Raw genomic sequence first — 1,576 nt, 5'->3', positions numbered from 1 at the left:
CCCGCGCGCCTATTCCTCCATCGGCTCGGTGCCGATGCTCGACATATTCGACAAGCCGATCAACGACTGGGATTCGGTCGCCAAGCGCGCCTTCGACATCCTGTTCTCGATCATCGGCATCATCGTCTTCTCGCCGGTCATGCTGGCGACGGCGATCGCCATCAAGCTCGACAGCAAGGGGCCCGTGCTGTTCAAGCAGAAGCGGCACGGCTTCAACAACGAGGTCATCGAGGTCTACAAGTTCCGTTCGATGTACACCGACCGCTCGGACCCGACCGCCAAGCAGACGGTGACCAAGAACGATCCGCGCGTCACCCGCGTCGGCCGCTTCATCCGCAAGACCTCGATCGACGAGCTGCCGCAGTTCTTCAATTCGCTGTTCGGCTCGCTGTCGCTGATCGGTCCGCGTCCGCATGCGATCGCCGCCCAGTCGCACAACCTTCTCTACAACGAGGTGGTCGACGGCTATTTCGCCCGCCACAAGGTCAAGCCCGGCGTCACCGGCTGGGCGCAGATCAATGGCTGGCGCGGCGAGATGGACACCAATGAGAAGATCCGCATGCGCACCGAATACGACCTCTATTACATCGAGAACTGGTCGCTGCTGTTCGATCTCAGGATCCTGTTCCTGACCCCGGTGCGGCTGCTCAACACGGAAAACGCCTATTGAGCGCGGTGGCCCATGAGCTGCCGGCGGCCGCGGTCAACCAGTTGCCGCCTCAGGCGGTCAACGCCAAGCTGGCGGCGCTGATTGCATCGGCCGCGGTGTTCATCGGCGTCCTGCTTTCCGGCTTCGTCATCGACGAACCGGCGCCCTACGACCTCTTCATGGTCTGCCTGATCGCGGTGTGGGCGCTGTTCGGCCTGCGGATCTCGCGGGCGGCGGTGCCGCTTCTGGTGCTGCTGATAGTGATGAACATCGGCGGCATGATCTCGATGACGCAGATGGCGAACCTCGCCAACACGCCGCTCTATCTTGCCGTGTCGATGTTCCTCGCCTTCACCGCGATCTTCTTTGCCGCGGTCACGTCGGTCCAGCCTCGCCTCTACCGGCTGATCTTCACCGCCTATGTGGTGTCGGCGGTGCTGACCGCACTGCTCGGCATTGCCGGCTATTTCCACGCCTTCCCGGGAGCGGAGGTCTTCACCAAATACGACCGCGCCGCCGGTGCCTTCCAGGACCCGAACGTGTTCGGGCCGTTCCTGGTGCTGCCCGGCGTCTACCTGCTTTATCTGCTCCTGACCGGTCCCGTCGCGCGCATGCCGCTGATCGCCGCGCCGCTCCTGGTCATCACCGCCGGCATCTTCTTTTCCTTCTCGCGCGGCGCCTGGGGCATGTTCGCGGTTTCGGCCGTGCTGCTGACCGGCGCACTCTTCCTGCAGAGCAACAGCGGCAAGTTCCGGCTGCGCGTGGTCATCATGACGGTCGCCGCCATCGCGCTGCTTGTCATCGCCATGGTCGTCATCCTGCAACTGCCGGGCGTGGCCGAGATGTTCTCCAGCCGCGCCCATCTCGAGCAAAGCTACGACACCGCCCGCCTTGGCCGGTTCGCCCGCTACACGATCGGCTTCCAGA

The 1,576-nt window shown here is 63.8% G+C and carries 2 protein-coding genes; both read left to right on the top strand.

Annotated elements, in window-relative coordinates; all coding sequences use genetic code 11:
• Positions 1–670 (top strand): exopolysaccharide biosynthesis polyprenyl glycosylphosphotransferase (locus EN780_RS40840; protein WP_245500149.1); only part of this gene is annotated, 670 nt, incomplete at its 5' end.
• A partial coding sequence (locus EN780_RS26525) for a hypothetical protein (RefSeq protein WP_128275769.1) occupies positions 667–1,576 on the top strand: 910 nt, incomplete at its 3' end. The genes EN780_RS40840 and EN780_RS26525, both read left to right, overlap by 4 nt.

Origin of the sequence: Mesorhizobium sp. M4B.F.Ca.ET.089.01.1.1, from assembly GCF_004022605.1 — a bacterium.
In the GTDB taxonomy this organism is placed as follows: Bacteria; Pseudomonadota; Alphaproteobacteria; order Rhizobiales; family Rhizobiaceae; genus Mesorhizobium; species Mesorhizobium abyssinicae.
This window is presented reverse-complemented; position numbering and strand designations above follow the sequence as displayed.